At 48.7% G+C, this 25,477-nt stretch carries 25 protein-coding genes; 10 read left to right on the forward strand and 15 right to left on the reverse strand.

Annotated elements, in window-relative coordinates:
• Positions 1–29 precede the first annotated feature (29 nt).
• The 3 genes from NQ510_RS00290 to NQ510_RS00300 are packed head-to-tail and all read right to left on the reverse strand — an operon-like array spanning position 30 to position 2,353.
• A complete protein-coding gene (locus tag NQ510_RS00290) occupies positions 30–1,619 on the reverse strand; it encodes a DUF3945 domain-containing protein (RefSeq protein ID WP_004308421.1) in 1,590 nt (529 codons plus the stop codon).
• A 20-nt stretch (positions 1,620–1,639) separates the two neighbouring features.
• Positions 1,640–1,990 carry a helix-turn-helix domain-containing protein gene (locus tag NQ510_RS00295; protein WP_004308425.1) on the reverse strand — a complete coding sequence of 117 codons (351 nt, stop codon included), beginning with the start codon at positions 1,988–1,990 and terminating at the stop codon, positions 1,640–1,642.
• Between the two features lie 3 nt (positions 1,991–1,993).
• The gene (locus NQ510_RS00300) at positions 1,994–2,353 is read right to left on the reverse strand and encodes a helix-turn-helix domain-containing protein (protein WP_005830221.1); all 360 of its coding nucleotides are present in this window, start codon (positions 2,351–2,353) and stop codon (positions 1,994–1,996) included.
• Positions 2,354–2,563: 210 nt separating this feature from the next.
• Here NQ510_RS00300 and NQ510_RS00305 point away from each other — a divergent pair, with 210 nt between their 5' ends.
• Positions 2,564–2,857, forward strand: coding sequence for a helix-turn-helix domain-containing protein (locus NQ510_RS00305; protein ID WP_008645715.1), 294 nt, complete (start codon positions 2,564–2,566; stop codon positions 2,855–2,857).
• A 32-nt stretch (positions 2,858–2,889) separates the two neighbouring features.
• Complete coding sequence (locus tag NQ510_RS00310; RefSeq protein ID WP_004308430.1) at positions 2,890–3,195, forward strand: helix-turn-helix domain-containing protein; 306 nt, start codon at positions 2,890–2,892, stop codon at positions 3,193–3,195.
• Between the two features lie 79 nt (positions 3,196–3,274).
• Here NQ510_RS00310 and NQ510_RS00315 read toward each other — a convergent pair whose 3' ends face one another.
• Entirely contained in the window at positions 3,275–3,637 is a 363-nt protein-coding gene (locus tag NQ510_RS00315) for a hypothetical protein (protein WP_004308431.1), read from the reverse strand.
• A 12-nt stretch (positions 3,638–3,649) separates the two neighbouring features.
• The gene (locus NQ510_RS00320) at positions 3,650–4,885 is read right to left on the reverse strand and encodes a site-specific integrase (RefSeq protein WP_004308432.1); all 1,236 of its coding nucleotides are present in this window, start codon (positions 4,883–4,885) and stop codon (positions 3,650–3,652) included.
• Between the two features lie 348 nt (positions 4,886–5,233).
• Between NQ510_RS00320 and folB the strand changes: the two genes are divergently transcribed.
• A complete protein-coding gene (folB, locus tag NQ510_RS00325; protein ID WP_005830212.1) occupies positions 5,234–5,599 on the forward strand; it encodes a dihydroneopterin aldolase in 366 nt (121 codons plus the stop codon).
• A gap of 653 nt (positions 5,600–6,252) precedes the next feature.
• Here the strand turns inward: folB and NQ510_RS00330 are convergent.
• The 4 genes from NQ510_RS00330 to mtaB are packed head-to-tail and all read right to left on the reverse strand — an operon-like array spanning position 6,253 to position 10,098.
• The gene (locus NQ510_RS00330; RefSeq protein ID WP_005830204.1) at positions 6,253–6,771 is read right to left on the reverse strand and encodes a methylglyoxal synthase; all 519 of its coding nucleotides are present in this window, start codon (positions 6,769–6,771) and stop codon (positions 6,253–6,255) included.
• A gap of 47 nt (positions 6,772–6,818) precedes the next feature.
• Positions 6,819–7,835 carry a glycosyltransferase family 2 protein gene (locus tag NQ510_RS00335; protein WP_005830203.1) on the reverse strand — a complete coding sequence of 339 codons (1,017 nt, stop codon included), beginning with the start codon at positions 7,833–7,835 and terminating at the stop codon, positions 6,819–6,821.
• On the reverse strand, positions 7,828–8,727 hold the full coding sequence (locus NQ510_RS00340; protein ID WP_008664096.1) for a lysophospholipid acyltransferase family protein: 900 nt from the start codon (positions 8,725–8,727) through the stop codon (positions 7,828–7,830). The genes NQ510_RS00335 and NQ510_RS00340 overlap by 8 nt, the downstream gene beginning before the upstream one ends.
• Positions 8,728–8,781: 54 nt before the next feature.
• A complete protein-coding gene (gene mtaB, locus NQ510_RS00345) occupies positions 8,782–10,098 on the reverse strand; it encodes a tRNA (N(6)-L-threonylcarbamoyladenosine(37)-C(2))-methylthiotransferase MtaB (protein ID WP_005830199.1) in 1,317 nt (438 codons plus the stop codon).
• A gap of 85 nt (positions 10,099–10,183) precedes the next feature.
• On the opposite strand from mtaB, the gene NQ510_RS00350 reads away from it, so the two are divergent.
• The 3 genes from NQ510_RS00350 (at position 10,184) to NQ510_RS00360 (ending at position 12,806) form a co-directional block, all read left to right on the forward strand.
• Positions 10,184–11,857, forward strand: coding sequence for a long-chain fatty acid--CoA ligase (locus NQ510_RS00350; RefSeq protein ID WP_008664099.1), 1,674 nt, complete (start codon positions 10,184–10,186; stop codon positions 11,855–11,857).
• 157 nt (positions 11,858–12,014) lie between these two features.
• On the forward strand, positions 12,015–12,227 hold the full coding sequence (locus NQ510_RS00355) for a hypothetical protein (RefSeq protein ID WP_005833237.1): 213 nt from the start codon (positions 12,015–12,017) through the stop codon (positions 12,225–12,227).
• Positions 12,228–12,560: 333 nt separating this feature from the next.
• On the forward strand, positions 12,561–12,806 hold the full coding sequence (locus NQ510_RS00360; RefSeq protein ID WP_005830186.1) for an RNA recognition motif domain-containing protein: 246 nt from the start codon (positions 12,561–12,563) through the stop codon (positions 12,804–12,806).
• 264 nt (positions 12,807–13,070) lie between these two features.
• On the opposite strand, the gene rplI is transcribed toward NQ510_RS00360, so the two are convergent.
• The 3 genes from rplI to rpsF are packed head-to-tail and all read right to left on the reverse strand — an operon-like array spanning position 13,071 to position 14,155.
• Positions 13,071–13,520 carry a 50S ribosomal protein L9 gene (rplI, locus tag NQ510_RS00365; RefSeq protein ID WP_005830185.1) on the reverse strand — a complete coding sequence of 150 codons (450 nt, stop codon included), beginning with the start codon at positions 13,518–13,520 and terminating at the stop codon, positions 13,071–13,073.
• 15 nt (positions 13,521–13,535) lie between these two features.
• A complete protein-coding gene (gene rpsR, locus NQ510_RS00370; protein ID WP_004288442.1) occupies positions 13,536–13,808 on the reverse strand; it encodes a 30S ribosomal protein S18 in 273 nt (90 codons plus the stop codon).
• A gap of 2 nt (positions 13,809–13,810) precedes the next feature.
• Positions 13,811–14,155, reverse strand: coding sequence for a 30S ribosomal protein S6 (gene rpsF, locus NQ510_RS00375; RefSeq protein WP_005657357.1), 345 nt, complete (start codon positions 14,153–14,155; stop codon positions 13,811–13,813).
• Between the two features lie 159 nt (positions 14,156–14,314).
• Here rpsF and NQ510_RS00380 point away from each other — a divergent pair, with 159 nt between their 5' ends.
• Together NQ510_RS00380 and NQ510_RS00385 are read left to right on the forward strand one after the other, a co-directional pair.
• Positions 14,315–14,761, forward strand: a complete 447-nt coding sequence (locus tag NQ510_RS00380; RefSeq protein WP_005830183.1) for a MarR family winged helix-turn-helix transcriptional regulator — start codon at positions 14,315–14,317, stop codon at positions 14,759–14,761.
• Positions 14,762–14,961: 200 nt separating this feature from the next.
• On the forward strand, positions 14,962–15,138 hold the full coding sequence (locus NQ510_RS00385) for a hypothetical protein (RefSeq protein ID WP_005830181.1): 177 nt from the start codon (positions 14,962–14,964) through the stop codon (positions 15,136–15,138).
• Positions 15,139–15,227: 89 nt separating this feature from the next.
• Here NQ510_RS00385 and rprY read toward each other — a convergent pair whose 3' ends face one another.
• From rprY to NQ510_RS00400, 3 genes are all read right to left on the reverse strand, one after another.
• Positions 15,228–15,929 (reverse strand): response regulator transcription factor RprY, encoded by a 702-nt coding sequence (gene rprY / locus NQ510_RS00390; RefSeq protein WP_005830176.1) that lies wholly within the window; start codon positions 15,927–15,929, stop codon positions 15,228–15,230.
• Between the two features lie 5 nt (positions 15,930–15,934).
• Positions 15,935–17,479: a sensor histidine kinase gene (locus NQ510_RS00395; RefSeq protein WP_005830174.1), complete on the reverse strand. Its 1,545-nt coding sequence runs from the start codon at positions 17,477–17,479 to the stop codon at positions 15,935–15,937.
• A gap of 300 nt (positions 17,480–17,779) precedes the next feature.
• On the reverse strand, positions 17,780–19,936 hold the full coding sequence (locus NQ510_RS00400; RefSeq protein ID WP_005830172.1) for an elongation factor G: 2,157 nt from the start codon (positions 19,934–19,936) through the stop codon (positions 17,780–17,782).
• Between the two features lie 250 nt (positions 19,937–20,186).
• Between NQ510_RS00400 and NQ510_RS00405 the strand changes: the two genes are divergently transcribed.
• Positions 20,187–21,956, forward strand: a complete 1,770-nt coding sequence (locus tag NQ510_RS00405) for a gamma-glutamyl-gamma-aminobutyrate hydrolase family protein (RefSeq protein WP_034525865.1) — start codon at positions 20,187–20,189, stop codon at positions 21,954–21,956.
• Between the two features lie 147 nt (positions 21,957–22,103).
• Entirely contained in the window at positions 22,104–25,424 is a 3,321-nt protein-coding gene (locus NQ510_RS00410) for a beta-galactosidase (protein WP_005830169.1), read from the forward strand.
• The last annotated feature ends 53 nt before the right edge of the window (positions 25,425–25,477 follow it).

Consider the following 25,477-nt stretch of genomic DNA (forward strand, 5'->3'; position numbering starts at 1 on the left):
TTACTTCGGATTTAGTGGCGGACACCGGATTACATCTTCATGCCCTTATTGTTTTTCTTTTGCGGCTTCTCCTGCTGCTGTTGCTGTGCGGTGTCCTTCGGGGCGGTCTGTCCCTTCCGCAACGGCTCCTTCAGGTTCTTGGTAGCCTCGTTGGTCTTGCCCTCGCTGTTCACCGCCACCTGCGTGCGGCTCTCGTTGGAAGGCGCGATCTTCTGCGCGTTGTCGGGGTTGGTGTCGTAGCGGTACGGGCGTCCCTTCTCCGGGTTGAACCTGATGTACATCGTGGCGTGGAAGCCCTGCTTGTCGGTCACGTTCTCCAGTTTCACGGCTTTGCCAGCCACGTAGTCGGCTTTCTGCTGCTCGGTGAAGTCCACGCCGCTCCATTTGCTGATGGGGCGGATGCTGCCGTCGGCGTTCGTCCACGTGTTGCGGCGTTGCTCCTTGTTCGTGTTGGCTGTATTTTCCGTACCCTGCGCCTGTCCCTGTGCGGGGTTGTTCTTGGCTTCCTGTGCTTGTGCGGCACGTGGCGACCTGCCGGTTCCCGGCACGAACTCCACGCCGCGCTGCTCCACGTTCACTTGCAGGGTGGTGACGAACTTCCTGCCGTCCTTGCGTTCGATGAGTTTGTCGCGCACAGGCAGCCCGGCACGCAGCATGTCCTGCTCCTGCTTGGTGATTTCCGTCTTGCCGATGCGCTCCGGTATGCGCACCTTGTTTGCCGGGACATCCGTGATTTCGTTCGTCTTGCGGTCGATGCTGACGAACGAGGGGATGATCTCGCCCGTTTCCCTGTCCACGAGGTCCACAACCCTGCCGAGGTTGCCCGTTTCGCGCAGGTTCTTCCGGTCGTCGTCGGAGAACTTGTGTTCCTTGTACTCGTCGAGTTTCTGCTCCTTGCGGATGAAGTGCGGCACAAGGCTGACGTTGCCCTCGCCGTCCTTCTTGAAGGAGAGGCGGGCATCCAGCTCGAAAGCTTCTCCGCCGAAATTGGGCGACACCCTCACCAAGTCGGACTTGCCGTAGTTGAGCATCCTGTCAAGGTTGCCCGACTTTTCAAGGTCGTCGCGCTTCACGCCCCATTTCTCCTCCAACTCCTTCCAGTTGATCTTGCTCTCGTCGATGGGTTGGTAGCCCCGGTTGCTCTGCGCCTGCTGCGGGTTTTCCTGATTCTGTTCGTTTTTCTGTTCCATTTCTTCCTGTTTTTTAGGTTCGTCATCTTGTTTCTGTCCCGGTTGTTCCTGCTTTTCGGCGGACTGCTCCTCCTGTACTTTCTTTTCGTAGCCGGAGGTGTCCACCTTGTGGGGCGCAAGCATCTCCTTGTTGCCCTCGGGGTCTTTCAGCAAGTCCTTGATAACTTCCAGCAGCTTGTCGGCTTGGTCCGCCGCGACACGGTAGAAACCGAAGCGGCTGGGTTCCTTGCACTGCCGGAAGAAGTTTTTAAAGAAGTTGTCCAGCACGTCTCCGTGCCTGTCGAATTGCAGGAAACTCTGCGCGTTCTCCGCCTTTGCGGGGGTACGCTTGGGTGAGCCGTCGGCGTTAAGCCCGGCTACCACGCTAATCTCGCCCGTCTTCTCGTCGCGGACTATCAGCACGTCTTTTTCTGTTGTTTTCTTTGCCATTTGAAAAATGTTTTAATGGGTTATTTATTAAAGAAATTATGGATACGCGCCTTGTAGAAGGCTATATCTTCCTTGCGGAAATCCTTTACGTGTTCGGAGAGGAATGTCAGTACGTCCTCCTCGCTGTAATAGGTCTTTTTGCCGAGCGTCTTGTACGGCAATGCACCGATGCTGCGGTAGCGCTGCAGGGTACGCTTGCTTATCTGGAGCAGCATGCAGAGGTCTTGGTTGTCGAACATCCTGATACTTTCCATCGGGTTTGGGGCTTTGCCGGACGGTCGCAGGGAGAGCAGCAGCTCGTCCTGACGGTCGAGCCGTTCCATCAGCTTCTGCATCCAGTCCTCAAAATTGTTTCGTGTAAGCAGTTCCATATCTTATGTCCTCCTTCCTTTGGGTTTGCCGCCGCCCGTGCGCAGCGTGTGGTTGCGTTTCAGTTCCGTCAGTGTCGCTGCATCTTCTGCCACGGTGCAGTCTGCGAGCAGGCGGTCTATTTCCGACCGGCGGTAGCGGCATTTGCCGCGCAGCACGATATAGCCGATGCGCTGTTCGCTGCGCATACGTTGGAGGGTACGGGTACTCACGTTCAGCAGGTGCGCCGCCTCGCGGGTGGTGAGCAGCATGTCGGAAGACTCTCCCTTCCTCTCACCGGAAACGGCACGCACATAGACCGCTATCTCGGCTATCTGTTCCGTCAGGGCGGTGAAGGCGGAACTTTCAATCGTTATCACTTTCATATTTTGTCCTTTCTTTTGTTTCTCTGCGGCAAAATTCGGCAATAAACAAAAGGGGCTTTAACAACTCATTACGTGACTCACGTAAGATTTTCTTTGAAAGTGACTCCGTAACCCGGACAACCGGCGCAACAAGCTGCCGTATAGCGGAAAACGGCACGCATTCAAGGCGGCTGCGTTACCTTTGCGGTAAATCATTAAATGTTTTGGTATATGGAAATCGTATCTATCGAGAAAAAGACCTTCGAGATGATGCTGGCGTCATTCAACGCCCTCTCGGAGAAAGTCGCCGCCCTCAGGCGCAAAAGCGACGGCGGGCGGCTGGAAAGGTGGCTCACGGGCGAGGAGGTCTGCGGGCAGTTGAGAATCAGCCCGCGCACGTTGCAGTCATTGCGTGACAGGCGGCTTATCGGCTACTCGCAGATGAACCGCAGGTTCTATTACAGGCCGGAGGAGGTCAGGCGGCTTATTCCGCTTATCGGCACGATCTATCCCGATGGAAAATGACTCTGTTTTTATTAACCACTTAATCCGATGTTATGATGAACGAGAACAACGAGGTTTTCTCAATGGAGGACGAGCCGGTTGCCACCGCGATACAGAATATGCTCAAAGGCTCCAAATGGCTCTCCGCATTTTTGGAAAGTTACCGTCCGCCACTGGACGGGGAACATTACCTGACGGACAGGGAGGTGGCGGAAATGCTCCGGGTAAGCCGCCGCACCTTGCAGGAGTATCGCAACAACAGGATGCTGCCCTTTATCCTTCTGGCAGGTAAGGTGCTTTATCCCGAATCGGGACTGCGTGAACTGTTGGAGGCGAATTACCTCAAGCCGCTGGAATAAGGCGGTTGCATGAAAAAAAAGGAAACGGACAGCACCCGATGGTGTTGTCCGTTTCCTTTTTCGTTGTCTGTATGCGTGTTCAGCAATATCCGGTTTTCCCGTTCTGTATGAACATCACGTATGCCTGCCTCTTTTCCTTTGAGAGTGCCTTCTCCACCAGCCACATGCGGAACACGTGTGTATAGTAGGTGTTCAGCCGGAAGGCTACTGGAATGATGATTTCAAGCGAGTAAACATCCGCGTACAGGCCGTTTTCAAGCTGTATGTAGCGGCATACCTCGTAGTCGTTCAGCACGTCCGACTTGCGGACGGCTTTGATGGCGGCGTTCACTGCCGGGACGGTGGCATGGAACTCTTCGGCGATTTCCCCGGCGGTCATCCATACCTCGTTACCGGTTACGCTGACCGTCTTGTCCTCTATAATGATTATGTCACGTTTCATGGCGTCTCTGTTTTAGATGGTACATCCTGCAAATTCCTCGATTTGGTTCAATCTTGCGGCAAGGTTCTCCATGTCTTGGTTGAGCTTCTCTTTGGTTATCTTCGCGTATATCTGCGTTGTCTTTATACTCTTGTGTCCCAGCATGGAACTGACTGTTTCGATGGGTACACCGTTGGAGAGGAACACCGTCGTGGCTGCCGTATGGCGGCTCTGATGCCACGTGATATGCTTGGTGATGCCGCAACGCTTGGCGACGGCACGGATCCCGGCGAGGCACGTGTTGTAGTGGGGAACAGGGAAAATCCTGCCGTTTTCGCACAGCCCGCGGTATTTGTCGATGATTTGTTTCGCAATGTCAAGCAGGCGGATGTTAGACACCACGCCCGTCTTCTGGCGGTTGATGTTTATCCACTCGTGTTCATCGAAGTAGGTGCGGATGTTCTCTTCCGTCAAATTGCGCATATCGGCGAATGACAAGCCCGTGAAGGCGCAGAACAGGTAGAGGTCGCGGTATAGTTCCTGTTTGGCGTTCTTCAGTTTACCTTCCATCAGCAGGCGGATTTCGTCTTTGGTCAGGAAACTGCGTGTCGTTTCCTCCTTCTTGATTTCATACTCCCTGAACGGGTCGCGTGTGAGCCATTCGTTGTTGATGGCGATGAACACCATCGTCCGAAGTGGGCATACATACAGCCACACGGTATTGGTGCAGCAGTGTTTGTCCGTGCGCAGAAACATCTCGAAGTCGGAAATGAAAGCGGGGGTAAGCTCTTTCAACGCGATGTCCTTCACGTGGTAACGGATGTTGAGAAACTCTTGCAGGTGCTTGTAAACGGTCTTGTACTTCAAGAGTGTGCCTTTGGCTTTCATGCCTGCTTCCACCTGCTTGGCATAGTCCTCGTTGTGTTGCTGGAACACCTGCATCAGCGTGTGATAGCGGTGTTCCAGTCCGAGAAAGGCGTTCTTCACCTTCTCTGCCGTGACGAAGTTGTCACGCTCCATGATTTCCTGATAGTGCTTGTTGATGCGCACCCGCATCTTGTCAAGCATGCGGTTCGTTTCGAGTGCCGCCGTGCTTCTGCCCGTGACACGTCCCCCTTTGGTGTCCCACAACTTGGGATCGATGGTCAGTTTGCAACTGAATTGCGTCTGGCTGCCGTCCACCGTGATGCGTCCCATGACGGGAACCGTCCCGTCTTTTTTCACTACCTGACGTTTGAGGTAGTAAATAACTGAAAATGTACTCTTCATCGTCCTTAATTTTTTTTGTTCAAAATTAGTTGGTGAAGAGCCCTCCTCTGATACGCAAATCGCGGAAGAACGGCGCAATCTTTTTTTGTTACCGGATTTTTTGCGTGAGTTGTCAGTAACTCACTAATCCTTAAGGCCTTGTTTCGTTATTCGTGTCCATTTCGTCACCTATTGGGCGTGGTTACGAACAAGTAACGTAGCTCCGTCTTGATTTGGCTTCGGCGTGGATTGTAATGGCTCTCAGAATAATTGGCAGCGTTAATGAAACCCCTGTAAATCAAATCCATTACCATATTCTTCCGCATTTCACTTTTTTGTAGTAACTTTGCAGAAAACAATCTACAAGTAATGACCAGTTATATTTTCCTTGACACGCTTCGCTTCTTCGCCCATCACGGCGTGGGCGAACAAGAAACCGTGGTAGGCAATGAGTTTACCGTCAGCCTGCGCCTGCAAGTTGATATCCGGCGTGCGGCAGAAACGGACGACGTAGCCGACACCGTGAGCTATGCCGATGTACATACAGCTGTGAAGGCAGAGATGGACATTCCTTCCAAACTATTGGAACATGTATGCGGGCGAATTATAAACCGATTGTTCCACGACTTCCCACAGATAGAAGAAATAACCCTCAAGCTGGCAAAGCGCAATCCACCGATGGGCGCGGATATAGAGGCTGCAGGAGTGGAAATATGCCAACGCCGCGGAGAATGACAGATTGCCGAATCACCCCATTCACTATTGATACACAGACACTTCCCACTGCAAAGACACTGCATGCTTTTTGCAGTGGCGCTGCAAACGGTTTGCAGTAACACTGCACATATATTTGCAGTAGTACTGCAACAGCTTTGCAGTAACGCTGCAACAGATATGCAGTAGCACTGCAAAATGTATACAGAAGTTCTGCAGTGAGCATGCAGCAACTTTTCTGCCGTAGAATACAACCATTGATACCAATATTCCGTACCTTTGCCCCATCAGCAACAAAAAGTCAATGAGAAACGCTATACAACGACTGGCATTACTCCCCATCGTCACTTTCTTCCTGCTACCGGCCGCTTGCTATCAAATACAGCTCCGAGTTTCATTGGAGAAATGCCCTCTACCTGCCCACCCCTTACGACTTTACAAACCCATACAACTATGCAGACTTCAGAAGGAATGAACTATTGAAAATAAACCTCACAGAGTTCCGCTTCCCCTACCAATACCTCAACGACATAGAATGGGCAGATTCACCAACACCATTATTGTGCAACTCTATGACTTCAAACGGCAAGGGTGGGCTATCGCACCAGTGTGGGCTGTCCATGAACGAAGGGTAGCGATAGATTAAGAATGCCCAGTAGAACCGAGTTTCATCCTTATTTTTGCCGTTTCCGCTTCTTTGCCGATTCCACCGCTTCGGCCACCACCGGCTTATTTGCAAACCGCTTGGTGTAGTTGCTGTAATCGGGAACAGTGCGTTCATACGTCGGGTCGACAAACAACGGGCTGGAAATGATATGGTCTGCCGTACTGCGGTTGCAGCAGAACACGATGTTCTCCACACCGGCAAGGCGGGTCAACGCCTTCACATCCGTATCGTGCGGCTGAAGGGTCATCGGGTCGGTGAAAAAGAAAAGATAGTCAATCTCTCCGTCCACAATGCGCGAGCCCATCTGCTGGTCACCGCCCAAAGGACCGGATTTAAGGATAGTGAAATCCCACTCCACATCAGGATGTTTCTCCCGGAGGGCTTCGAGGATAAGGGTACCCGTGGTGCCCGTACAATAGAATTTATGCCCCATCAGCAATTCCGAGTTCCACAGTACCCACTCGATGAGGTCTTTCTTCATGGCGTCGTGTGCCACTAATCCGATTTTTCTAACTAGTTTTTCCATAATTCAAAACCTTTAATAGATTGAACAATTATAAAAGGCAACAGTTCCTACAATTGGGAAAAGAATTTCTTTCCATGCAGATAAAACTGCGCCAATATACTGTTTTTTGTCCGTTCCGGTATTACGGCAAGCGTAGTTTTTTTCAGATTCTCTTTGCGGGACGCTGCTAATGAAGTGCGGAGGGAGTGGTAGGCACGGCGCGCACGGAATACGGCCAAAGCATTGGGTAACTGGCCTTTCAGCATGAAACTGAACGCAGCCACATAATCGAGCACCGCACGTACACGCATCACGGACGCCAAGTCCTCCTGCGGCAGATTCTTATAAAGCATGACAAGGTTATTACGAAAATTGAGGAAGGTCTTGCGCGGATTCTCCTTCTTCAAAGTGGCCCCTCCCACATGAAATACCACACTCTGCGGTATACATGCCAACTGTCTGCCACGGGCACGAAGCCGCCAACATAAATCTATCTCCTCCATGTGGGCAAAAAAACGTCCGTCCAGCCCACCCGCTTCCCGGTAGTCTGCCAGACGGATGAACAGAGCCGCCCCCGTAGCCCAGAAAATGGGTATCACCGTGTCGTATTGCCCCTTGTCCTCTTCTACCACGCCCATAATACGGCCGCGGCAGAAGGGATAGCCATAGCGGTCGATGAAACCTCCCGCAGCTCCGGCATACTCAAACTGCCCCTTGTTACGCCAACTGCGTATCTTCGGCTGGCAAGCGGCCGTCTCCGGATAGGCATCCATATACTCTGCCAACGGGACAAGCCAGTGCTCGGTGACCTCTACATCGGAATTGAGCAGCACTACATATTCTGCCTCCACTTGCTTCAATGCTAGATTGTATCCGTCGGCAAAACCGTGGTTCTCTTCCAGCAGAATCAAGTGCACAGAAGGAAACTCGCGACGGAGCATTGCCACAGAAGCATCCGTAGAGCCATTGTCCGCCACATACACCACAGCACCATCCGCCTCCGAAAAACGCACAACAGAGGGAAGGAAGGAACGGAGCATATCACATCCGTTCCAATTCAATATGACAACAGCAATCTTATCCATGTTGCACAGCTTCTTTTCGTTTCTTTTTCCAGCGTTTATGAGACCAGAACCAATAAGCCGGTTCGCGCCGGATGGTCTGCTCCAGACGACGGGCGAAGCACTCGGTTATCTCGCCATCCGCCGTCTGCTTGGGAGTTTCGGTAACCAAGTCGAAGAGCACTTTGCAATATCCTCTGGATGTCCGTTCCAATTCACAATAAAAGACGGGGAAGTCCATCAGCTTGGCAATGCGCTCGGCGCCATCCATGAACACGGTGTCCTGATTCAAGAAAGTGGTCCAATAATGGGCCTCGCTGCGGTTGGGCGACTGGTCCGTAATCAGGCCGATGGCTATCCGCCTGCCTTCACGGCGAAGCTTTATCACTTCGCGTGCCGTGGAATGTTTCGCCACATTGTATCCTCCGAACCGGGCACGGATATGCTTAAACATCTCGTCCAGATACTTATTGCTTAGCGGTTTGTACACCTGCACCGGGATGTCGCCCGGATGCATGATGGCCCCCATGCCTATAATCCACTCAAAATTGGCATAATGGGGAATCAACAGTACAATGCCTCCATGCTTCTCTATCATGGCAAGGTATTCTTCCTTATTATCATACTTCATCCGGCGGCAGAGCTCCTCGAAAGACATGCGCAGCATCTTCACCTCTTCCAGCATATAGTCGCAGATATAATGGTAGAACTTGCGCTCTATCTCCATCAATTCGGTTTCCGACTTCTCCGGAAAGGAATTGCGAAGGTTGCGGCGAACGACTTTCTTCCGATAATGCACGACGTGGCGCATCAGAAAGTACAGCCCGTCGGACAACGCATAAAGCGCCCGGAAAGGCAGAAGTGCCACAAGCCACATGCCCGCATAAGTCAGCCAATAGACAATTTTTGATTTCACTTCGTCAGTTATGAGTTATAAGTTATGAGTTATTTGTTGCAAAGGCGGCATTCCTCATTCCATTACTCCCAAGAGTGCGGTGCCGTCGGCATTGAAATCGCCCAGGCGCACAGACACGAGCTGGTTGTCCAAGGCAGCATCATGAGGGACTTCCACACGGATATAATTGGGAGTGAAGCCGTGCATCGGCAGTCCGGGTTTGGGACGTTCCAGCAACACCGGCATCGTCTGCCCGATATGGCGCGCATAAAAAGCACGGGTCTTTTCGTCCGAAAGCTCCAGCAATTGCTGGCTCCTGCGGTGCTTTTCTTCGGGTGCCACCACGTGGTCTATCTTCAAGGCTTGCGTGCCGGGACGCTCCGAATAGCTGAAGACATGGAGCTGCGTCACGTCCAGGCTCTTGATAAACTCATAAGCCTGCCCGAAATACTCCTCCGTCTCTCCACGGGTACCCACAATCACGTCTACCCCTATAAAGGAATCGGGCATCACTTCCTTTATCTTCTTTATCTTCGAGGCAAACAAGGCGGTATCGTAACGGCGTCGCATCAGCTTCAGCACCTCGTCACTGCCCGACTGCAGCGGTATATGGAAATGAGGCATGAAACGCCGGGAACGGGACACGTATTCTATGATTTCATCTGTCAGCAGATTCGGCTCGATGGAGGATATGCGGTAACGCTCAATGCCTTCCACCTCGTCCAGCGCCTTCACCAAGTCGAAGAAAGTCTCACCGGTAGACTTGCCGAAGTCTCCGATATTGACGCCGGTCAATACAATTTCCTTTCCACCTTCGGCAGCCGCCTGGCTGGCCTGCTCCACCATAGAAGCAATGCTGCCGTTACGGCTACGTCCGCGGGCAAAGGGAATGGTGCAATAGGAACAATAATAATCGCAGCCGTCCTGCACTTTCAGGAAGAAGCGTGTCCGGTCGCCACGCGAACAAGACGGGGCAAACGAACGTATATCCTTCAAAGCGGAAGTGTAGGCCTCGCCGGTCTCGTGCTTCTGCAGATTGCCCAGGTAGTGGAGCAGGTCCTTCTTCTGCTCGGCTCCCAGCACGACGTCCACACCTTCTATCTTTGCCACCGTCTCCGGTTTCAGCTGGGCATAGCAACCGGTCACCACGACAAATGCACCCGGATGTTGCTTCACCAGTTTGTGGATGGCCTGGCGGCACTTCTTGTCTGCCACTTCCGTCACCGAGCAGGTATTCACTACACAAATATCCGCTTTCTCACCCTTGCGCGCCGTACGTACGCCCGCTTCCCGCAAAATTTTACCGATAGTAGAGGTCTCCGAGAAGTTCAGTTTGCACCCCAACGTATAGTAAACCGCCGTCTTATCTTGAAATATATTGGTATCTATCATGAGCTTATAAACACATTTATGCTGCAAATATATACATTATTAATCTATTTTTCCTACTTTTGCACACTCAACTAAAATTTGTGCAATGATACAAGAGAACTTTATCAAACTATACGAGCATAGTTTCCGCGAGAATTGGGACCTCCCCTGCTATACCAACTATGGAGAAAACGAGAGCTATACTTATGGCGAAGTGGCACAAGAAATAGCCAGACTGCATCTTATTTTCAAGTACTGCCAACTGCGCCGCGGCGACAAGATAGCCGTCATCGGCAAGAACAATGCCCGCTGGTGCATCGCCTATATGGCCACCATCACCTACGGTGGTATCGTAGTCCCCATTCTGCAAGACTTCAACCCCAATGATGTCCATCATATCGTAAACCACTCCGAATCAACGTTCCTCTTCACCAGCGATGCCATTTGGGAACATCTGGAAGAAGAACGGCTTACTGGACTTCGCGGTGTGTTCTCGCTGAGCGACTTCCGCTGTCTGTATCAGCGGGACGGCGAAACCATCCAGCGTTTCCTCAAGCATCTGGGCGATGAGATGGAAGCGACCTACCCGAACGGGTTCCGTAAGGAAGACATCGTTTACACGGACCTTTCCAACGACAAGGTCATGCTGCTGAATTATACCTCGGGCACCACCGGATTCAGTAAGGGCGTCATGCTGACGGGAAACAACCTGGCCGGCAACGTCACCTTCGGCATACGTACCGAGCTGCTGAAGAAAGGGGACAAAGTGCTCTCTTTCCTGCCTTTGGCACATGCATACGGCTGCGCATTCGATTTCCTTACCGCCACGGCCGTCGGCACACACGTCACACTGTTGGGAAAAGTGCCTTCCCCAAAGATTCTGATGAAAGCTTTCGAGGAAGTGAAACCCAACCTGATTATCACCGTCCCCCTTGTCATTGAAAAGATATACAAGAATGTCATACAGCCCATCATCAACAAAAAGACCATGAAATGGGCGCTCAGCATTCCCTTGCTCGACGGACAGATATACGGGCAAATCCGCAAGAAACTGATTGACGCACTGGGCGGACGTTTCAAGGAAGTCATCATAGGAGGCGCAGCCATGAACCCGGAAGTGGAAGAATTCTTCCACCGCATCAAGTTCCCCTTCACCATCGGCTACGGCATGACCGAATGTGCCCCTCTCATCAGCTATGCTCCCTGGAATGAATTCGTCCCGACTTCCTCCGGACGGGTACTCGACATCATGGAAGCCCGTATCTGCAAGGAAAACCCGGACGACAAACTCGGCGAAATACAAGTACGTGGCGAGAACGTGATGACGGGTTATTACAAAAACCCCGAAGCCACCAAAGAAGTCTTCACCGAAGACGGATGGCTTCGCACCGGCGACTTGGGTACACTGGACGACGACAACAACCTATACATACGCGGACGCAGCAAGACCATGATTCTCAGTTCCAGTGGACAGAATATCTTCCCCGAAGAGATAGAAGCACGGCTCAACAACATGCCTTTCGTCCTGGAAAGTCTTGTCATCGAACGGAATAAAAGACTGGTAGCACTGGTTTATGCCGACTATGAAGCCCTGGATTCCTTGGGACTAAACCAGCCGGATAACCTTAAAACCATCATGGATGAGAATCTCAAAAATCTGAATAACAGCGTGGCAGCCTACGAAAAAGTAAGCCAAATCCAACTTTATCCGACTGAATTTGAGAAAACGCCCAAAAGAAGTATCAAGAGATACTTATACAACAGCATTGCCGAAGATTAATATGTTGTAAAACATATAGATAGGGATAAAAACAGCCGAAGCTCCAAAAAAAATATAAAAAAAGTTGGGGTTTCGAGAACAACATATTCAAAAAGTACATACCTTTGCAACGTTTTAATAAAGCAATTGATTGTATTACGTTTTAAAAGTAAAGAAAATGAAAAAATTAGTTTTGATGGCTGCAGCTATCGTAGCAGTATCTTTCGCATCTTGTGGCAACAAAGCAGCTAACGCTGAACAAGCAACTGCAGATTCTATCCGTATCGCTGACTCAATCGCAGCTGTAGAAGCAGCAGCAGCTGAAGCCGCAGCAGCAGCCGCAGCAGCTGACACTGTAGCAGTAGATAGCGCAGCTGTTGTAGCTGAATAATTTCAGTACAACACTCGAGAGAATTGAAAGTCTGACGTGCATACAAGCACACCAGACTTTTTTTATGTCTTATCCTCTCCTTCTGTTCCCTTCCAATTGTTAAGTCTTGGTCTTATTTCACAAAAAAGGGTATTATATGGCAGATAAATGATAAAGTATAGTGCATATACCAAATAAAAGCCGTTACTTTGCATCAACAAAACAATAAGAGGTTTATTACGATCTACGTTTCACTATGTTTCTCCTCGATTAGCCACATTGAGAATTTTCATTTCTGACTACAACTTCCTAAGACTCCTTTATTGAATTATTAATTTTTTATTTTTGTATTTTATGAATATGTACATTGGAAACCTTAGCTACAACGTTAGGGAATCAGATTTGAGACAAGTAATGGAAGAGTATGGAACAGTAGAATCAGTAAAACTGATTATGGACCGTAATACAAACAGATCAAAAGGTTTTGCCTTCGTAGAGATGCCCGAAGCTGCTGAAGCCCAACAAGCAATCAACAAACTGAATGGAGCAGAATATGTAGGCCGCCAAATGGTAGTGAAAGAAGCATTGCCAAGAAACTAAAAGAATTATTGGCTGACAATAAGGCAAAGAGCATACCCCTGAGTGGATATGCTCTTTTTTTTGCATTAGTAACCTCGTAAAGAGACACAAGAGTATTCTTGCCAAACCTCTATACCGCGCGCGTAAACCTCTACTTCAGATTCGTAAACCTCTATAACCGCAGCTTTACGTATCCCTCAATAAGCTCACACACATACGCTCCGAACATAGAAAAGCCCGGTCCTTTATCAGAACCGGGCTTCCTTATCATTATGAAGTCTTTTCTTATGCTTCTTCAGCAACTACTTCGAAAGGAATTTCTACAGAAACTTCCTTGTGCAGCTTAACGATAGCCTTGTAGTTACCAACTTCTTTCACTGCGTCCTTAACAACGATAATCTTACGATCGATGTTGTGACCCAATTTAGCCAACTCTTCAGCAATCTGGATGTTACCAACAGAACCGAAGATAGTACCAGTAGAGCTAACCTTAGTAGCAATCTTCAATGATACGCCTTCCAGCTTAGCAGCCAGTTCTTCAGCATCCTTTTTGATTTTCTCCAGCTTGTGAGCACGTTGTTTCAGCTCTTCAGCCAACATTTTCTTTGCAGCCGGTGAAGCGATGACAGCTTTACCAGTCGGGATGAGGTAGTTACGACCGTAACCAGACTTTACTGTTACGATGTCGTTCTTATAACCCAAGTTTACAATGTCTTCTTTCAATATAATTTCCATACTTTCCTCCTCCTATTATTTCATCATGTCAGTTACATAGGGCAGCAACGCCAAGTGACGTGCTCTCTTCACAGCTTGAGCTACACGACGTTGGAACTTCAAAGAAGTACCGGTAATACGACGCGGAAGGATTTTACCTTGCTCATTCAAGAATTTCTTCAAGAATTCGGGATCTTTGTAGTCGATGTACTTAATACCGCTCTTTTTGAAACGGCAGTATTTTTTCTTCTTAACGTCTACTGAGGGCGGAGTTAAATATCTGATTTCTGATTGAACTTGTTGTGCCATGATTAATCCTCCTTTTTAGTTGATTTAACACTTCTTCTCTTCGCAGCATATTCAGCAGCGTACTTGTCTTGCTTGAAAGTCAAGAAACGGATAACGCGCTCGTCACGACGGAAGTTTATTTCCAGTTTCTCAATGACAGTAGGTTCTGCATTGAACTCAATCAGCTGATAGAAACCGGTTGACTTCTTCTGGATAGGATATGCCAGCTTCTTCAGTCCCCAGTTTTCTTCATTTACAATCTCAGCACCTTCAGCAGTAAGGATGCCTTTGAATTTTTCTACCGCTTCCTTCATCTGAACATCAGACAAAACGGGAGTCAAAATGAAAACGGTTTCGTATTGATTCATACTCGTTTAATTAAATAAATAAATTATTCGTTTTAAAAATGCGGTGCAAAGGTAGACATTTTATTTTGAACTACAAACATTTAATGTTTTTTTGTGTAGGGATATAGGAATTGTCTTCGGCTTGCACTATCTTTGCAAAGTTGTTTAAACAATAATTTCATGATAGAGCAATTCAACTTTGATATCCGCCTTATCTTTGCCATACTGAACGGTAAAGTGTCGGCTGCCATTAACCGAAAGCTGTCCCGCAACTTCCGCCAGAACGGTTTGGAGATTACTCCGGAACAGTGGACCGTCCTCATCTTCTTATGGGAAAAGGACGGGGTGACGCAACAAGAGTTGTGTAATGCAACTTTCAAAGACAAGCCCAGCATGACGCGCTTGATAGACAATATGGAGCGTCAGCATCTCGTCGTGCGCATATCGGACAAGAAAGACCGCCGAACCAATCTGATACATCTGACCAAGGACGGCAAGGAGCTGGAAGAACGCGCGCGCGTCATTGCCAACCAGACCCTCAAAGAAGCCTTGAAAGGCATCACCATTGAAGAGCTCAGTGTGAGCCAGGAGGTACTGAGGAAGATTTTCTTCAATACGAAGGACTAAGATATAGGGATTAGGGGTTAAGGATTAGAGATTAAGGGAGGAGAAAACAAGGGGATGAAGCGTCATTTTTCATTCCTCATCTTCCATTCTTTATTAAAATATGGATTTTTTGCAAAAATAATTTCGCTTGTTAAAGAATTATGCTTTTCTTTGTGACAAGAATACGAAAGAATATAATAATCTAATTAAAATACACACACATGAAAGGCTTATTAAAAAATCTGGGATTGATATTAGTCGTAATAGGAGCTGTAATCCTGGTTGCATGTTCTTTTACCGGCAATGTTAACAACAATGCCATCTTGGGCAGTTCTGCCGTTTTGGTTGTAGTGGGATTGATTTCCTACATTGTCATCAACAAGAGAATTGTCGACTAATATCAAAAGAAAAGAAATAAAGAAGGCGGTTAGCATATACATGCAGACCGCCTTTTTTATTTTCTCTCCCCCAGAGGAGCCGAGTCTCATCAAGACTCAGCTTCCGGAGTAATCAGTTTATATCCTTTTCCGTGAATGTTGATGATTTCAATCGAATCATCTTCTTTCAGGTGCTTACGAAGCTTTGTGATATATACATCCATACTACGTGCATTGAAATAGTTGTCATCAATCCAAATAGTCTTCAACGCAAAGTCACGCTGCAGAATTTCGTTGGCATGTGCACAAAGCAAGCCCAGCAGTTCGGATTCTTTGGTGGTCAGTTTAGTCTGCTTCTCGGCAGTCGCCAGAATCTGTTTCTGCGTGTCGAATGTAAACTTACCAATCTTATAGATGTTGCTCTCCTTGTTCTTCTTTCCGCGAACACGTCTCAGGATAGCTTCAATTCTGAAAGTCAGCTCTTCCATACTGAAGGGCTTGGTGATGTAGTCATCGGCACCAATCTTGAAACCTTCCAGAATATCTTCCTTCAATGTTTTTGCCGTCAAGAAGATAATAGGTATTTCGGCATTGGCCGCACGCACTTCTTGTGCCAGTGTGAATCCGTCTTTCTTCGGCATCATCACATCAAACACACACAAGTCATATTTATTCTTCAGGAAAGCCTTGTATCCTGCTTCTCCATCGGGATATAACTCGGCAGCGTAACCTTTTGCCTGTAAATATTCTCTTAAAAGCATGCCAAGATTTTCATCATCTTCGCACAATAAAATACGCAGTTTCTCGTCCATATCAATCAATTTTTTAATAAAGGTAATGCAATAATAAATTTAGTTCCTACGTTCAGTTCACTTTCTGCCCGGATAGTTCCCTTATGATCCATGATAATCTTCTTCACATAAGCCAGTCCCAAGCCGAAGCCTTTCACATCGTGCAGATTACCTGTATGCACGCGATAGAACTTCTCGAATATCTTTTTCAAATTCTCCTTCTTGATGCCGATGCCGTTATCTTGGATGGAAATCATCAGTTTGCCAGGCTCATTCCAAGTCTTCACCGTCAGTTGCAGATCCGCATCCGGACGTTTATACTTCACTGCATTATCCATGAGATTGAAAATCACATTGGTGATATGCATCTCATCGGCAAAAATGGCAGAGTTGGTAGCTTTAAGCTCCGATTCAATCTTTCCATTATAACGCTCCACTTTCAGTGTAAACGTGTTGATAACACCCGCTATCAGCTCGTTGGCATCCAGTTCCTTATTCTTCAAAGTAGCCTTCTGACGGTCAAACATCGACATCTGAAGCACTTTTTCTACCTGGAACCTCAAGCGCTTCGTTTCATCGTTGATGACACCCGATATATGCTGGAACATAGTCGGAGACTTGCCCACAGCCGGGTCTTTCAACATCTGTGCCGCCAGAGAAATCGTCGATATCGGCGTCTTGAACTCGTGCGTCATATTGTTGATGAAATCATTCTTCATCTCCGTCAGCTTCTTCTGGCGGAATACGATGTAAATCGTAAAGATGAACGTCACCAGCAGTACAAAAGTAAATATCATCGACGGTATCATAAACCTGACCGAATCGAAGATATAATCCTTCTTTCCCGGAAAATGTATCTTGACGATACTCATACGGGCTGGTGGGTCATTCAAAAACAATGGCTGCGAATAAGAGCTTTCACTCCCTGCATCGCTATAATCCGCACAACGGTATACCTCCCGACCTTCCCGGTCTATCACCTTGAAGTGATAATCCATATCACCGAGACCATTCTCTATCAGACCTGCTTTTAGATACTGGTCCAGACTTTTGAAATTAACACGCTCCTCAATCGGCTTGTCGCTGGCATTGTATACCATCTGCAACACCACCTCGTCTACCAATGCACGCTGGTAAAGATAGCGGTTTTTAAGCATCTCTATCTGCGAGCGTGAAGTCTGAGGAATGGTTTTTGCTCCGTGTTTGCGTGAAATCATTGCTCTTGGCAATTCAGAAGGCTCGTTACTGAAAGTTTTCAATTCCACCGAAGAACGGACACTGCCATCCGGAGCTGTCATCACAAACCGCTGGGTACGCATCACTCCGCTACTGCTTTGCGATTGTTCCCACGCCTTCTTTTCTGCCTCGGAGATATCCTCATTCAGCCAACGCACAACCTCTGCGGACTCTGCCTCTTTCGAAGCAGCCATCAACGCACGCTTCACCGATTCATCAAATTGTCCGTTACGCATCTTCACCATTTCCTCAATATAGCTTATCTGCAGATACAGCAAACTAAGGAAGGAAAGCCCCATAACAACACCTAATATCCATATAGTTGACTTTTTCATAGTCACAAAATTAACACTCCCTAATTAACACTCCTAACCAATTAACCTGATTTAACCGGACGTTCTCGTAAATTAACCGAAGACCATTTTTTAGGTTGTATTATGAGCATTATAACAAAAACACAAGCCTTTGGTTTGCAAATTTAATAAAAAATTAATCATTCAATTCACAATTCTGCATGTTCTTAATCTACGTTAATGAAAAAAGCCGTTATTACTTGCCATGAAGTAACAACGGCTTTAACAATTGTTATATTAGCAGCCGGTAGTTACAACAGCCAAACTACCAACCCCTGAAAATCATTCTTCAGCTTGCTTTGCCTCAAATTCCTTAATCAGTTTATCCTGCACATCACTCGGAACGAGTTCATAGCTGGCAAACTTCATGATGAACGAAGCACGTCCACCGGTCAGTGAGCTAAGTGCCGTAGAGTAGGATGACATTTCCTTCAAAGGCACCTTAGCACTCAGTTTTTCGTAACCGGCCTCGCTGCTCATACCCATAATCATGGCACGGCGTCCCTGCAAGTCCCCCATCACATCACCCATCTTGTCCGACGGAACAAATACTTCCACGTCATAAATGGGTTCTAGAATCTTCGGGCCTGCATTCTTGAACGCTTCGCTGAACGCATTCCGTCCCGCCAGCATAAAGGAGATTTCATTGGAGTCAACCGGATGCATTTTTCCGTCATATACGATGACACGTACATCGCGAGCATACGAACCAGTCAACGGTCCCTGCTCCATACGTGACATGATACCCTTCAAGATGGCCGGCATGAAACGTGCATCAATGGAACCACCCACAATACTATTGACGAATACCAGCTTGCCACCCCATTCCAATGGAACTTCTTCGGTACCCTTGACGTTCATCTTGAACTCCTGACCATTGAATTTATAGGTTTCGGGCAACGGCATGCCTTCGTAGTAAGGCTCAACAATCAGATGAACTTCACCGAACTGGCCTGCACCACCCGACTGCTTCTTATGGCGATAATCCGCACGGGCAGCTTTGGTAATCGTTTCGCGATACGGTATTCTCGGTTCTTCAAACTTGATTTGCAGTTTTTCATTGTTTTCCAGACGCCACTTCAAGGTACGCAAATGGAATTCACCTTGTCCGTGTACAATAGTCTGACGCAATTCTTTAGACTGGTCTATCACCCACGTCGGGTCTTCCTCTCGCATACGGTTCAAAGCAACCATCATCTTTTCTGTATCCGACTCGTTCAACGGCTTGATAGCACGTGAGTATTTGGAGTTCGGATATTTAATGAAGTTGAAACGGTTTTCAGAGCCCTTACCGTTCAATGTATTGCCGGTATGTACATCCTTCAGTTTCACTGTACAGCCGATGTCACCGGCTACCATTTCCTCTACCTTGATACGGTTGGCACCGGCACAAGCATAAATCTGCGCGATGCGTTCCTTGGAACCGCGGTCTGCATTGGTAAAATCATCACCTTCGTGCACTTTACCACTCATAACCTTGAAGTATTGAACATCACCGATATGCGGCTCAACGGCAGTCTTGAAGAAATACAAGGAAGTCGGTCCGTTAGAATCCGGCTTCACCACCTCACCGCGTGTATTGTGCACCGGTGGCATTTCGTCCACAAACGGCACCACATTACCCAGGAACTCCATCAGACGGCGTACACCCATATCCTTGCCGGCACAGACGCAGAATACCGGGAACATACCTCGTGAAGCCAGTCCCTTGCGGATACCTTCGCGCATTTCGTCTTCTGTCAAAGAGTCCTGCTCAAAGAATTTTTCCATCAGGCCTTCGTCATGTTCGGCTGCAGCTTCTACCAAAGCCTTGTGCAGTTCTGTAGCCTTTTCCATTTCTTCGGCCGGAATCTCTTCAATAATGGGAGCGCCACCTTCGGGTCCCCACGAATATTTTTTCATCAAAAGTACATCGATCAACGAATTGAAGTTCGGTCCGGTAGCCAGCGGATATTGCACGGGCACCACCTTCGGACCGTATATGGTTTGCAACTGCTCAAGCACCATATCATAATCGCACTTTTCATTATCGAGCTGGTTTACCAGGAAAATAACCGGTTTGCCCAGTTTCTCGGTGTAGCGGAAATGGTTCTGCGTACCTACCTCGGGACCGTATTGCCCGTTCAGCAGCAGAATGGCAGTATCTGTAACGTTGAGCGCCGTCATGGCAGCCCCTACAAAGTCATCACTACCCGGGCAGTCAATGATATTCAGTTTCTTGCCGTTCCACTCCACATGGAAAACGGTGGAAAACACAGAATAGCCGTATTCCTGCTCCACCGGGAAGTAATCGCTGACTGTATTCTTGGCAGTAATCCTGCCGCGACGTTTTATAATACCACTCTCAAAGAGCAGCGCTTCCGTGAGAGTGGTTTTACCCGAGCCGTCATTGCCAAGGAGGGCAATGTTCTTAATTTCATTCGTCTGATATACTTTCATGATATATTAAGATTTTAAGTGAATAACCTGACATACGATGATGCCGTTAACTTTTTGTGAGGCGCAAATTAGGCATTAATTCAAAGAAAAGCAACATCGGGAAGCATGTTATATAACACACTTCCTCCGCCAACAAAGAATATAATGTTCTTCTGCCAATAAACTGCCCGAATTCACAAGTCATCCAACTTCTTGGACGGCTTAAATATTTCTTATAACTTTGCAGGAAAAAGAATCCCCCCCGAAAACCATGAACAAACTACTGTTAACAACACTGCTCGTTCTATGTCCATATTTGGCAATGGGACAGTCCAACCAAAAAACAACCAGGAAAGCCCCTCTCATCGGCATTTCCTGCTCACATCCGGGCCGAAGCTCATCCACACAGATGACGTATACCGAGTCTGTAATCCAGGCAGGTGGAACACCTATACTGATTTCCATCACTACCGATAGCCTTGTCTTGACAGACATTGCCAACCGGCTGGACGGTATCATTCTGATAGGAGGAGGAGACATCCACCCTTCCTATTTCAATGAATCGCCCATCGAACAGCTGGGAGAGGTGGACTCCCTGCGTGATGTATACGACATGGCACTCATCCGCCTGGCTACCCGGCGTAACATTCCGATGTTTGGCATCTGCCGGGGAGAACAGTTAATCAATGTAGCTTTCGGCGGAACCCTTTATCAGGATATCCCTACCCAGCATCCCGACACCACTGTCTGCCACCAGCAGCAGGAACCGAGCAGTATACCAACTCATACCGTCCACCTCACTCCCGGTTCTGCCATGGCATCCATAACCGGACAGACACAACTTTTCACCAATACTCACCATCACCAGGCGGTCAAGCAAGTTGCCCCGGGATTCAGCGTAACGGGTTGGTCGTCAGACAGTATTCCCGAAGCTATAGAGTCTTCCCACGAATATCCGATATGGGGTGTGCAATTCCATCCCGAAGCTCTGGCTACGGCAGGCGACAGCATCTCTGCCAGATTCTTCTATTTTCTGGTTCAAAAGGCAGCTACCTACCGGCATGCCAAAGAGATTCACCGCCGCATCCTCTCCCTCGACACGCATACAGACACCCCACTTGATTTTGACGTTTCCTATAATATAGGTACGCGCGAAAAAACGCAGGTTTGCCTGCCCAAGATGCGAGAAGGAAAATTGGATGGACAATACCTGGCATGCTGGGTGCGCCAAGGCCTGTGCGATGAAGAGAACAGTCTGAAAGCCATTGACCGAGTGGATGAGTTGATACGCCACATCTACCGACAAGTGGAGATGAACGGGGAGCAATGTGCCATAGCCCGCACGCCCGATGATTTGTCCAGGCTCAAGACCGAAGGAAAGAAAGCTTTTTATATTGGCATCGAAAACGGATACGGCATCGGCAAGGATTTGAAGAATATCACCCGTTTCCATGATGCAGGCGTTACCTACATCACCCTTTGCCACACCCGCAACAATGACATCTGCGACAGTTCTTCGGACACGACTGCCCGTTGGAACGGCTTAAGTCCTTACGGTAGAAAAGTGGTGAAAGAAATGAACCGGCTGGGAATAATGATAGACCTTTCCCATGCAGCCGAAAGCACCTTCTGGGATGTACTGAAATATTCAAAAGCACCGGTCATAGTCTCCCACTCCTCTGCAAGCGCCATCTACAGACACGACCGCAATCTGACCGACGAACAGCTACGCGCCCTTGCCGCACATGGCGGTGTGGCTCAAGCCTGCCTGGTAGACGAGTTCCTGAACCCGGATGCCAAGAAAACCAACCTTACGGACTTCATGAAACACCTGCTGCACATGGTTGAAGTGGCAGGCATAGACCACGTGGGCATTGGCTCGGACTTCGACGGTGGAGGCGGGGTCAAAGGATGCAATGGGGACAATGATTTCATCAATATCACCGTCCGTCTGCTGGAACATGGATTTACAGAAACAGACATCGCCAAGATATGGGGTGGAAATTTCCTCCGGGTGATGAAACAAGTACAAACCAAATAGAAAAGACCGAAAAACATCACAAAAAGGAGAGATTAGAGCTATAATCTCTCCTTTTTGACACATTTACATACCCTCCATTTCTCAACTTTCGCATATCTTTGCCCAAAACATAAACGATTTATTAATTATCTAATACCGAATTCTTAAATGAAAAGGAAAATTATTTGGAGTTTTGCATTGCTGGCCTGCCTTTGCTGCCTGCCATCTGCAAAAACAAAAGCACAAACGAAAAATGCCGCAATCATACCCGGGGAAGTATGGAAAGACACCGACGGCAATCCCATCAACGCCCATGGCGGCGGCCTTCTTTACCACGAAGGGACCTACTATTGGTATGGCGAATACAAAAAAGGGGAAACCATCCTGCCCGAATGGGCTACGTGGGAATGCTACCGCACCGACGTAACCGGTGTCAGCTGCTACTCTTCAAAAGACCTGCTGAACTGGAAGTTCGAGGGTATTGTACTTCCTGCCGTGAAAGATGACGAGAAACACGACCTGCACCCCAGCAAGGTGTTGGAACGTCCCAAAGTGATTTACAACGAAAAGACAAAGAAATTCGTCATGTGGGCGCATGTGGAAAGCGCCGACTACAGTAAGGCATGTGCCGGCGTAGCGGTCAGCGATTCTCCTACCGGGACATTCACCTATGTAGGCAGCTTCCGTCCCAACGGTGCGATGAGCCGCGACCAAACAGTGTTCGTTGATGATAACGGCAAGGCATATCAGTTCTACTCGTCGGAAAACAACGCTACCTTATATATAAGCGAACTAACGGATGACTACCTGAAGCCCACTGGTCGCTATACACGCAATTTCGTGAAGCAAAGCCGCGAAGCACCCGCCGTATTCAAGTATAACGGCAAGTACTATATGCTCTCTTCCGGTTGTACCGGCTGGGATCCCAATGTTGCCGAACTGGCTGTGGCCGACTCCATCATGGGGCAATGGACTACCATCGGCAATCCGTGTACCGGTCCTGATGCAGATAAGACCTTCTATGCACAAAGCACTTACGTGCAGCAAGTATACGGAAAAGGAAATGCCTACATTGCCATGTTCGACCGCTGGAAAAAGAAAAACCTTGAGGACTCACGCTACGTATGGCTCCCGCTTGAATTCGGCAAGGACGGCACAATCACGATACCCTGGCGCGACAGCTGGGACCTGCGTACCCAATGGGAAGGACAAGGCGACTTCTCTGCCGGCAAAGGAACATTCCTATTGAATGGCAAGCCGTTTGTCATCAAAGCCGCAGAGCTGCACTATCCACGTATCCCCAAAGCCTATTGGGACCAACGCATCAAGCTATGCAAGGCACTGGGCATGAACACCATCTGCCTTTATGTATTCTGGAACTCCCACGAGTCTCAGCCGGGAGTGTTCGACTTCACCGGACAGAATGACCTGGCGGAATTCTGCCGCCTATGCCAGCAGAATGACATGTATGTCATCCTGCGCCCGGGACCGTATGTCTGTGCCGAATGGGAAATGGGCGGACTGCCCTGGTGGTTACTCAAGAAAAAAGATATCCGCCTGCGCGAATCCGACCCCTACTTTATGGAGCGTGTAGGTATCTTCGAAAAAGCCGTTGCCGAGCAGGTAGCTGGTATGACCATACAGAACGGAGGTCCCATCATCATGGTACAAGTAGAGAACGAATACGGCTCCTACGGGGAAGACAAAGGCTACGTATCGCAAATCCGCGACATCGTACGCGCCAACTACCCCGGCGTAGCACTGTTCCAATGCGACTGGGCGTCCAACTTCACCAAGAACGGACTCCACGACCTGGTATGGACCATGAACTTCGGTACAGGAGCCAACATCGACCAACAGTTTGCACCGCTGAAGAAACTCCGTCCTGATAGCCCGCTGATGTGCTCCGAATTCTGGAGCGGCTGGTTCGACAAGTGGGGAGCCAACCACGAAACCCGTCCGGCTGCCGACATGATTGCCGGCATTGACGAGATGTTGTCCAAAGGCATCTCCTTCAGCCTCTACATGACCCACGGAGGGACCAACTGGGGACACTGGGCAGGAGCCAACTCACCCGGATTCGCCCCTGACGTAACCTCTTACGACTACGACGCCCCCATCAGCGAATCGGGACAGACCACTCCCAAATACTGGGAATTGCGAAAAGCATTGTCCAAATACATGAACGGCGAGAAGCAGGCTAAAGTTCCCGCTTTAATCAAGCCCATCCGTATTCCGTCTTTCCAATTTACAGAGATGGCTCCTTTGTTCGACAATCTTCCTGCTGCCAAGAAAGACCGCAATATCCGTACCATGGAGGAATATAACCAGGGATTCGGAAGTATTCTCTACCGCACCACACTGCCCGAGATGAAAACCCCGTCCCTGCTCACTGTGAACGATGCGCACGATTATGCCCAAGTTTTCCTGGATGGCAAATACATCGGCAAACTGGACCGCCGCAACGGTGAAAAGCAACTGGAATTCCCCGCCTGCCCCAAAGGTGCACGCCTCGACATTCTGGTAGAAGCCATGGGCCGCATCAACTTTGGACGTGCCATCAAGGACTTCAAGGGTATCACCCAAAGCGTAGAACTTACCGTAGACATCGACGGCCGTCCTTTCACCTGCAACCTGAAGGATTGGGAAGTCTATAATCTCGAAGATACATACGATTTCTATAAGAACATGAAGTTCCAGCCCATCGGCTCACTGAAAGATGAGTTAGGACAACGCATTCCGGGTTGCTACCGTGCCACCTTTAAGGTGAACAAGCCCAGCGACACATTCCTAAACTTCGAGACTTGGGGCAAGGGACTTGTCTACGTCAACGGGCACGCCATGGGACGCATTTGGGAAATCGGCCCGCAACAGACCCTCTACATCCCGGGATGCTGGTTGAAGAAAGGTGAGAATGAAGTGATTGTCTTCGACATCATCGGTCCCAAAGAAGTTAAGTCCGAAGGACTGAGCGAGCCATTACTGGACCAGTTGCTCGTCACCAAACCGCTGACGCACCGCAATGAGGGTGAAAATCTCGACTTGTCCGGTGAGCAGCCCGTCCTCTCCGGCAGCTTCAATCCCGGCAACGGTTGGCAGGAACGCAAATTCGACCAACCCGTCACCGGACGTTATGTCTGCCTGGAAGCCTTGAGTGCACAAGATGGAAAAGACCTGGCTTGCATTGCCGAAATGTATCTGCTGGATGAGAATGGGGAACGTCTGTCACGCGAACCCTGGATTGTCAATTATGCCGACAGCGAAGACGTATCCCACGTCAACTGTTCTGCGGACAAAATCTTCGACCTCCAGGAATCAACCTATTGGAGCACAACAAAAGACACTCCATACCCGCATTCTGTCGTGATTGACTTGGGTAGTACCCGCACCCTGACCGGCATACAATATCTACCCAGAATGGAAAGCGAGGTACCGGGTGGAATCAAAGACTTCAAGGTTTACGTAAAATCCAAGGCTTTCAACTATTAGGCCGGATTTACAACACTAATAGATTCTTTAGACACGGATTACATGAAAAATCA

This window comes from Bacteroides uniformis, assembly GCF_025147485.1.
Taxonomy (GTDB): domain Bacteria; phylum Bacteroidota; class Bacteroidia; order Bacteroidales; family Bacteroidaceae; genus Bacteroides; species Bacteroides uniformis.

Coding starts and splice junctions, on each gene's coding strand:
- NQ510_RS00290 (WP_004308421.1), bottom strand. CDS start 1,619: ATGGCAAAGAAAACAACAGAAAAAGACGTGCTGATAGTCCGCGACGAG.
- NQ510_RS00295 (WP_004308425.1), bottom strand. CDS start 1,990: ATGGAACTGCTTACACGAAACAATTTTGAGGACTGGATGCAGAAGCTG.
- NQ510_RS00300 (WP_005830221.1), bottom strand. CDS start 2,353: ATGAAAGTGATAACGATTGAAAGTTCCGCCTTCACCGCCCTGACGGAA.
- NQ510_RS00305 (WP_008645715.1), top strand. CDS start 2,564: ATGGAAATCGTATCTATCGAGAAAAAGACCTTCGAGATGATGCTGGCG.
- NQ510_RS00310 (WP_004308430.1), top strand. CDS start 2,890: ATGATGAACGAGAACAACGAGGTTTTCTCAATGGAGGACGAGCCGGTT.
- NQ510_RS00315 (WP_004308431.1), bottom strand. CDS start 3,637: ATGAAACGTGACATAATCATTATAGAGGACAAGACGGTCAGCGTAACC.
- NQ510_RS00320 (WP_004308432.1), bottom strand. CDS start 4,885: ATGAAGAGTACATTTTCAGTTATTTACTACCTCAAACGTCAGGTAGTG.
- folB (WP_005830212.1), top strand. CDS start 5,234: ATGACCAGTTATATTTTCCTTGACACGCTTCGCTTCTTCGCCCATCAC.
- NQ510_RS00330 (WP_005830204.1), bottom strand. CDS start 6,771: ATGGAAAAACTAGTTAGAAAAATCGGATTAGTGGCACACGACGCCATG.
- NQ510_RS00335 (WP_005830203.1), bottom strand. CDS start 7,835: ATGGATAAGATTGCTGTTGTCATATTGAATTGGAACGGATGTGATATG.
- mtaB (WP_005830199.1), bottom strand. CDS start 10,098: ATGATAGATACCAATATATTTCAAGATAAGACGGCGGTTTACTATACG.
- NQ510_RS00350 (WP_008664099.1), top strand. CDS start 10,184: ATGATACAAGAGAACTTTATCAAACTATACGAGCATAGTTTCCGCGAG.
- NQ510_RS00355 (WP_005833237.1), top strand. CDS start 12,015: ATGAAAAAATTAGTTTTGATGGCTGCAGCTATCGTAGCAGTATCTTTC.
- NQ510_RS00360 (WP_005830186.1), top strand. CDS start 12,561: ATGAATATGTACATTGGAAACCTTAGCTACAACGTTAGGGAATCAGAT.
- rplI (WP_005830185.1), bottom strand. CDS start 13,520: ATGGAAATTATATTGAAAGAAGACATTGTAAACTTGGGTTATAAGAAC.
- rpsR (WP_004288442.1), bottom strand. CDS start 13,808: ATGGCACAACAAGTTCAATCAGAAATCAGATATTTAACTCCGCCCTCA.
- rpsF (WP_005657357.1), bottom strand. CDS start 14,155: ATGAATCAATACGAAACCGTTTTCATTTTGACTCCCGTTTTGTCTGAT.
- NQ510_RS00380 (WP_005830183.1), top strand. CDS start 14,315: ATGATAGAGCAATTCAACTTTGATATCCGCCTTATCTTTGCCATACTG.
- NQ510_RS00385 (WP_005830181.1), top strand. CDS start 14,962: ATGAAAGGCTTATTAAAAAATCTGGGATTGATATTAGTCGTAATAGGA.
- rprY (WP_005830176.1), bottom strand. CDS start 15,929: ATGGACGAGAAACTGCGTATTTTATTGTGCGAAGATGATGAAAATCTT.
- NQ510_RS00395 (WP_005830174.1), bottom strand. CDS start 17,479: ATGAAAAAGTCAACTATATGGATATTAGGTGTTGTTATGGGGCTTTCC.
- NQ510_RS00400 (WP_005830172.1), bottom strand. CDS start 19,936: ATGAAAGTATATCAGACGAATGAAATTAAGAACATTGCCCTCCTTGGC.
- NQ510_RS00405 (WP_034525865.1), top strand. CDS start 20,187: ATGAACAAACTACTGTTAACAACACTGCTCGTTCTATGTCCATATTTG.
- NQ510_RS00410 (WP_005830169.1), top strand. CDS start 22,104: ATGAAAAGGAAAATTATTTGGAGTTTTGCATTGCTGGCCTGCCTTTGC.